General features: G+C 66.3%; 9 protein-coding genes. 4 read left to right on the top strand and 5 right to left on the bottom strand.

Annotated elements, in window-relative coordinates; genetic code table 11:
* From CXR42_RS14505 to CXR42_RS14485, 5 genes are all read right to left on the bottom strand, one after another.
* The coding region (locus tag CXR42_RS14505; RefSeq protein ID WP_103258247.1) for an alcohol dehydrogenase catalytic domain-containing protein at positions 1-880 on the bottom strand (880 nt) is incomplete at its 3' end.
* 93 nt (positions 881-973) lie between these two features.
* Positions 974-1,549 (bottom strand): S-(hydroxymethyl)glutathione synthase, encoded by a 576-nt coding sequence (gene gfa / locus CXR42_RS14500; RefSeq protein ID WP_103258246.1) that lies wholly within the window; start codon positions 1,547-1,549, stop codon positions 974-976.
* A 157-nt stretch (positions 1,550-1,706) separates the two neighbouring features.
* Positions 1,707-2,750, bottom strand: a complete 1,044-nt coding sequence (locus tag CXR42_RS14495) for a YeeE/YedE family protein (protein WP_180996072.1) — start codon at positions 2,748-2,750, stop codon at positions 1,707-1,709.
* 16 nt (positions 2,751-2,766) lie between these two features.
* Positions 2,767-3,129 carry an ArsR/SmtB family transcription factor gene (locus tag CXR42_RS14490; protein ID WP_342749220.1) on the bottom strand — a complete coding sequence of 121 codons (363 nt, stop codon included), beginning with the start codon at positions 3,127-3,129 and terminating at the stop codon, positions 2,767-2,769.
* Positions 3,130-3,240: 111 nt separating this feature from the next.
* Positions 3,241-3,597 (bottom strand): thioredoxin family protein, encoded by a 357-nt coding sequence (locus tag CXR42_RS14485; RefSeq protein WP_342749219.1) that lies wholly within the window; start codon positions 3,595-3,597, stop codon positions 3,241-3,243.
* A gap of 80 nt (positions 3,598-3,677) precedes the next feature.
* Between CXR42_RS14485 and CXR42_RS14480 the strand changes: the two genes are divergently transcribed.
* The 4 genes from CXR42_RS14480 to soxY all read left to right on the top strand — a co-directional run bounded on the left by CXR42_RS14480 (position 3,678) and on the right by soxY (position 6,026).
* Complete coding sequence (locus tag CXR42_RS14480) at positions 3,678-4,415, top strand: cytochrome c biogenesis CcdA family protein (RefSeq protein WP_103258245.1); 738 nt, start codon at positions 3,678-3,680, stop codon at positions 4,413-4,415.
* Between the two features lie 11 nt (positions 4,416-4,426).
* The gene (locus CXR42_RS14475) at positions 4,427-4,984 is read left to right on the top strand and encodes a SoxW family protein (protein ID WP_180996071.1); all 558 of its coding nucleotides are present in this window, start codon (positions 4,427-4,429) and stop codon (positions 4,982-4,984) included.
* Positions 4,985-5,097: 113 nt separating this feature from the next.
* Positions 5,098-5,571, top strand: coding sequence for a sulfur oxidation c-type cytochrome SoxX (gene soxX, locus CXR42_RS14470; protein WP_103258244.1), 474 nt, complete (start codon positions 5,098-5,100; stop codon positions 5,569-5,571).
* Positions 5,572-5,606: 35 nt separating this feature from the next.
* Positions 5,607-6,026 (top strand): thiosulfate oxidation carrier protein SoxY, encoded by a 420-nt coding sequence (gene soxY, locus CXR42_RS14465; protein WP_103258243.1) that lies wholly within the window; start codon positions 5,607-5,609, stop codon positions 6,024-6,026.
* Positions 6,027-6,030: the final 4 nt, after the last annotated feature.

Genomic DNA, 6,030 nt, shown 5'->3' with positions numbered 1-6,030 from the left:
TCGACTGGCCCCAGCCGCGGTGGGTGCATTCCAGCGCGTCGCGCATCACCTTGACGTTGCCGGTGCAGTCGAACGAATAATCCGCCCCGCCGATCTTGTCGAAGGGCGTCTTGGTCATCTCGACGATGGCCTGCACGACCGAGGTGCCCTCGGGCAGCTCTTTCGGGTTGAGGAAGTGGGTCATCCCGAACTTCTCGCCCCATTCCTTCTTGTCGGTGTTCAGGTCGACGCCGATGATCATGTCGGCCCCGGCCATCTTCAGGCCCTGGATCACGTTCAGCCCGATCCCGCCCAGGCCAAAGACCACGGCCTTGGCCCCGATCTCGACCTGAGCCGTGTTCAGGACCGCGCCGATGCCGGTGGTCACGCCGCAGCCGATGTAGCAGATCTTGTCGAAAGGCGCGTCGTCGCGGACCTTGGCCAGCGCGATTTCCGGCATCACGGTATGCTGCGCGAAGGTCGAGCAGCCCATGTAGTGATAGATCGGCGTGCCATCGAGCATGCTGAACCGGGTGGTCCCGTCCGGCATCAGGCCCTGGCCCTGGGTGGCGCGGATCGCGGTGCAAAGGTTGGTCTTGCGGCTAAGGCAGGACGGGCACTCCCGGCACTCCGGCGTGTAAAGCGGGATGACGTGGTCGCCCGGTTTCAGGCTTTTCACCCCCGGCCCGCATTTGACCACCACGCCCGCGCCCTCATGGCCCAGGATCGAGGGGAAGATGCCTTCGGGGTCCGCGCCCGACAGGGTGAATTCGTCGGTGTGGCAGATGCCGGTGGCCTTGATCTCGACCAGGACCTCGCCTTCCTTGGGGTCGTCAAGATTGACCTCCATGACCTGAAGCGGTTGGCCGGCAGCAACGGCAACGGCGGCACGGGTGCGCATAAGGTATTCCTCCCATTATCTCCCGGCCATGCGGACGGGGCGCGGAAGGGCGCGACCGCCCCCCGCTGAACATGCATTCCGGCCCGCGTAGACCTAGTCCTTCAGGACACCGCTGGCACGTGCAGTGAAGGTGGCGATGTAATCCATCAGCCCCGGCGACAGCGCGTCATAGGGCGGCAGGCCCAGTTCGTTCAGCCGGGCGCGGATGCCCTCCATCGCCTCGGGCCGGGTGCCGCCTTCGATCACCGACGAGACGAAGGCCGCAAAGGTCGGGGGCGCCCACCCCTCCTCTCCCGAAAGCTCGGTGTGGATGAAGGTCAGGCCGGTGAACGGATGGTTCTCGCGCGTGACAGGCCCATGCATGTGCACGCCACAGCTGGTGCAGGCATGGCGCTGGATCAGGGCCGAGGGATCGACCACCTTCAGCTTCTCGCCATTCTGGACCACCCTCACCTTGTCGCTCGGCACGACCGAGACCATCGAGAACGTGGCGCCCTCCGGCTTCCAGCACTTGGTGCAGCCGCACACGTGATTGTGCAGGCAATCCGAGGCGATCTCGACCGCCACCGGGTCCGAAGCGCAGTTGCACGTCAGCGTCCCGCCCGAAAATCCGGGCCTGCCGGGTGCCACGCCATTGTCCACCGCTGGGTGGATACTGACCGTCGCCATTTCGCGCCTCCCCTGGGTTGCTTGCGGGATCAGCGTCGCATCGATGGGGACAGTCCGCAATTCAGCCAAAAGGATGGCGCAAGTCCGCAAGCCTTTCCCGCACTGCTGCGGCTTGCGTCAGTCAGGCCGGCGACGTCGCGCTGAAACGACGCCGTGCCTAGGGTTGGTAGCCCGCGATCAACTGGCGCAGGCCCACCATCGCTCCGGCAATGATCGCGGCCAGCGTCACCGGCCCCGACCAGGCCAGCGTCGCAAATCCGGTCACGCCCTGGCCCACCGAACAGCCCATCGCCACCACGCCGCCGATACCCATGAGAGCGGCCCCGCCCACTTGCCGCCCCAGTTCCCGCGGGTCCTCGCAGGCTTCCCAGCGGAACAGGCCGCGCAGGATCGACCCGATGAGCGAGCCGACCATCACCCCCACGACCGAGCCGACCGAGAATGTGATCCCCCCGGCGGTCGCGGTCATCAGGAAGATCAGCGTCCGTCCGACCGGCGCGGTGTAGGAAGGGCCCTCGACCGTGACCTCGCCCAGACTTTCCGCCGCCAGCCAGGAGGTGCCAAGGAAGCACCAGGCCACGGCCAGCCCCGCCGCCACGCCCCAGGCGATCTGCCGCGGGTTTTCCCGCAGGCCGCGATAGGACAGGCCCCAGACAAGAAAGCCCCCGGCGATCAGCAGGATGGCCGCGACGGGCGGCAGACCCAACAGGCCCAGGTCATGCAGGATGCCCTGCGGCCCCGTCGCCTCGGGCTGGGGAAACAGCAGGACGCGCAGCGGCGCCAGCGGACCTGACAGGGCGACGAACCCAGAGATCCCCATCACGACCACCACCACAAGCGAGCGCAGATCGCCGCCACCGAACCTTACCAGCGCGCCGAAGCCGCAGTTGCCGGCCAGCGCCATGCCATAACCAAAGACCAGCCCGCCCACGACCGAGCCCAGCGCGTTCCACTCGATCGCGTGGTAGTAGGTCGCGCCCAGATCGATCAGCCCGGCCTGCGCGCCAAGCTGGGTGGACAGGATCGCCACCCCCAGCACCACGCCCCAAAGCCGCAGACGCAGCGGGTCGCGCCCGTAGACGGCGGATTCAAGCGCGCCAAGGGTGCAGAAATCCCCCAGCCGGGCCGCCAGGCCCAGGACCACACCCCCCGCCAACCCGACAAGGGCGGCCAGAACGCCGATCGGAACAGTCTCCAGCATCGCCCCTCCCCCGGGTTCAGTCCTGCTCAGGACCGTAAAGGCTGGCCAGCACCTCGATCACCGCCGTGACCTTCGGGTCCAGCAAGGAATAAAAGATCGCCTGCCCCTCGCGCCGGGCGCTGACCATGCCTTCCAGCCTTAACCGGGCCAGTTGCTGGCTGACGATAGCCTGCCGGGCGGACAAAAGGTTTTCAAGCTCGGTCACGCTTTTCGGGCCGGTGCGCAAATGGCAAAGGATCGCAAGCCGCCCGTCGTGTCCCATTGCCTTGAGAAGCGTTGCCGCCTTCTCGGCCCGTGCGACCAGCGCATCAAGGTCGGCCCGCGACTCCGGGAAGGCGTCCTGCGGCTGTCCGTGGTTAAGCTCGTTTTCCGCCGCCAAAACATCCGTCCCGGAGTGTTGCAGATCCCGTTATTGCGTCGGCCTTGCCGAAAGGGCAACCCGCCTGTCGCGCGCACGCCATATTTGCCGGTGCAGCGCGGCAAGGCGGCCTCAGTCCTGCGCCGCTTCGGCGATCAACTGCGCCAGCAGCGGCCAGAAGAAGTCCTCCCCCGGATAACCGGCGATGCGACCCACCTCGACCCCGTCCTCGACCAGCACGAAGGTCGGGGTGAAGATCGGCGGCGAGATCAGCGTCAGCCCTTCGGGCAAAGGATCGCGCAGCTGCAAGCGGCGCAGCGGGGCGGCGCGGCCTTCGTCGGTCAGCGGATATTCGGGCGCCACCTCTCGGTCCCAGGCAGCACAATAGATGCAGCCCGGTTGTTCGAACATCAAAAGCTCCACCTCGGCCGCCGCCATCGTGCTGAAAACGGCAAGCAAGACCGGGGCAAGAAGGGCGCGAGAAGCCACGTTGACAGCCTTATAGAAACATAGAACTATCGTAATCTACCTTTGTCTTTCCGGCAAGGCGCTTACCGGGGAGGTGGGCCATGCTTGACATCACATTCGGCGGCGCGGCCTTGGCTGGACTGCTGTCCTTCCTGTCGCCCTGCATCCTGCCGATGGTGCCCTTCTACCTGTCCTACATGGCCGGCCTTTCCGTGCGCGAACTGCGCGAGGGCGACACCATCGCCCCCGGTGCGCGCGGGCGGCTGGTGGTGCAGGCGCTGGCTTTCGCCATCGGGGTGACGACGATCTTTGTCCTTCTGGGCCTTGGCGCCACCGCGCTTGGCCGCAGCTTTGCCCAGTGGAAAGAGCCGCTCTCCTATGTCGCGGCTGCGGTGCTGATCCTGTTCGGACTGCATTTCCTGGGCGTGTTCCGCATCGGCTTTCTGTATCGCGAGGCGCGCGTGGACACGACGGCCAACCCCCGCACGCTGGCCGGTGCCTATGTGATGGGCATGGCCTTCGGCTTCGGCTGGACACCTTGCGTCGGCCCCGCGCTGGCCGCGATCCTGATGGTGGCCAGCGGCTTGGGCGAACTGTGGCGCGGCGGGATGCTTCTTTTGGTCTACGGGCTTTCGATGACCCTGCCCTTCGTGCTGGCCGCGTTCTTCGCCGGGCCGTTCCTGTCCTGGGTCGCCCGGCACCGTGCCCTGATGGGCCATGTCGAAAAGGCGATGGGTGTGATGCTGATCCTGTTCGGCATCCTGATCGCCACCAATTCCGTCAACCTGATCGCCGACTGGATGATCCGAACCTTCGACTGGTCCGCGACCCTGACCTGAAAGGACCCCTCATGCTGCGCCGCCTTTTCCTGCTGGCAACCCTTGCCCTTGCCTCTCCCGCCCTGGCGGTCGAGCTGGGCGACGACGGGCTGCACAATCCCGACTGGCTGCGCGAGACCTTCAAGGACCTGCGCGACGACCTCGCCGAGGCCAATGCCGAGGGCAAGCGCCTGATGATCACCTTCGAACAGCGCGGCTGCATCTACTGCACCGAGATGCACGAGAAGGTCCTGACCGACCCCGCGGTCGACAAGCTGATCCGCGAGCACTTCTTCGTCGTGCAGATGAACCTTTTCGGCGACGTCGAGGTGACCGATTTCGACGGCACGGTCCTGTCGGAAAAAGACATGGCGCTGCGCTGGGGGGTGATGTTCACGCCCACCCTGCTCTTCCTGCCCGAAGCGGTGCCCGCAGGCGTCTCTGCCCCGGATGCCGCCGTGGCAATGATGCCCGGTGCCATCGGCCCCGGCATGTTCGAGTCGCTTCTGATCTGGGTCCGCGACCGCCGCTACGAGACCGGCGAAAACTTCCAGCGATTCGTGGCAGAGCGTCTGGCCGACGCGCCGTGACCTCGGGAAAACCGTAAGAATATAGGCATATAGCGTTTATCCTATATTTTTGTTGCCGGAACCGCCCACCCCCGTCATAGTGCGTATACGGAGGAATACAGGGGAGGATAGGAATGAGACGCCAGCCTTGTCTGGTGGCAGCCCTGACGCTGTCACTTGCGGCACCAGCCCTGGCCGAGATCGCGCCGAAGGACGTTCCCTTCGTCGACGGCAAGGTCGAGCAATCCCTGACCGGCGCGCCGGGGGATCCGGCGAACGGGATCAAGGTGATGACCACCAATGCCCTGGGCAACTGCGTGGCCTGCCACACGATCGGGGCCATGCCCGACGTGCAGTTCCCCGGCACCATCGCCCCTCCGCTGGACGGCGCCGCCGACCGCTGGAGCGAGGCCGAACTGCGCGGCATCGTCACCAACGCCAAGATGACCTTCGACGGCAGCTTCATGCCCGCCTTCTACAAGACCGAAGGCTTCATCCGCCCCGGCGACGGCTTCACCGGCAAGGCGGCCGAGGGCGAGTTGCCCCCGATCCTGACGGCCCAACAGATCGAGGACGTGGTGGCCTACCTCCTCACCCTCAAGGAATGACGCGCCCCCGCGCGCTTACAGACAGGAGAACCCAAGTGACCCTCAGCAGACGCAAGGCACTCACCCTCGGCCTGGGCGGCCTCGCTTTCGCAGCGATCCCCGGCCTCTCGCTCGCCTCGACCGTGGAAGAGCTGACCGCAGCCTTCACCGCCGGCGCGACCGCCGCCACCGATGGTATCACCCTGACCACCCCGGAAATCGCCGAGAACGGCAACACCGTCCCGGTATCGGTCGACGCCCCCGGCGCGGTGGCGATCCTGCTGATCGCCTCGGGCAACCCGGAACCGGCCGTGGCCACCTTCACCTTCGGCCCCGCCGCAGGCCGCCAGTTCGCCGCGACCCGCATCCGCCTGGCCAAGACCCAGGACGTCATCGCCATGGCCAAGATGGCCGATGGCTCGATCAAGCAGGCCCAGGCCACCGTCAAGGTCACCATTGGCGGCTGCGGCGGCTGAGGCA

The sequence above is a fragment of the Tabrizicola aquatica genome (genome assembly GCF_002900975.1).
GTDB classification, from domain to species: Bacteria; Pseudomonadota; Alphaproteobacteria; order Rhodobacterales; family Rhodobacteraceae; genus Tabrizicola; species Tabrizicola aquatica.
The sequence above is the reverse complement of the archived record's forward strand: the minus strand, read 5'-3'. Positions and strand labels throughout refer to the sequence as shown.

Bases quoted from the DNA above. Each gene is read 5' to 3' on its own strand.
- soxX (WP_103258244.1), top strand. From the start codon at position 5,098: ATGAGACGCCAGCCTTGTCTGGTGGCAGCCCTGACGCTGTCACTTGCG.
- CXR42_RS14475 (WP_180996071.1), top strand. From the start codon at position 4,427: ATGCTGCGCCGCCTTTTCCTGCTGGCAACCCTTGCCCTTGCCTCTCCC.
- gfa (WP_103258246.1), bottom strand. From the start codon at position 1,549: ATGGCGACGGTCAGTATCCACCCAGCGGTGGACAATGGCGTGGCACCC.
- CXR42_RS14495 (WP_180996072.1), bottom strand. From the start codon at position 2,750: ATGCTGGAGACTGTTCCGATCGGCGTTCTGGCCGCCCTTGTCGGGTTG.
- CXR42_RS14480 (WP_103258245.1), top strand. From the start codon at position 3,678: ATGCTTGACATCACATTCGGCGGCGCGGCCTTGGCTGGACTGCTGTCC.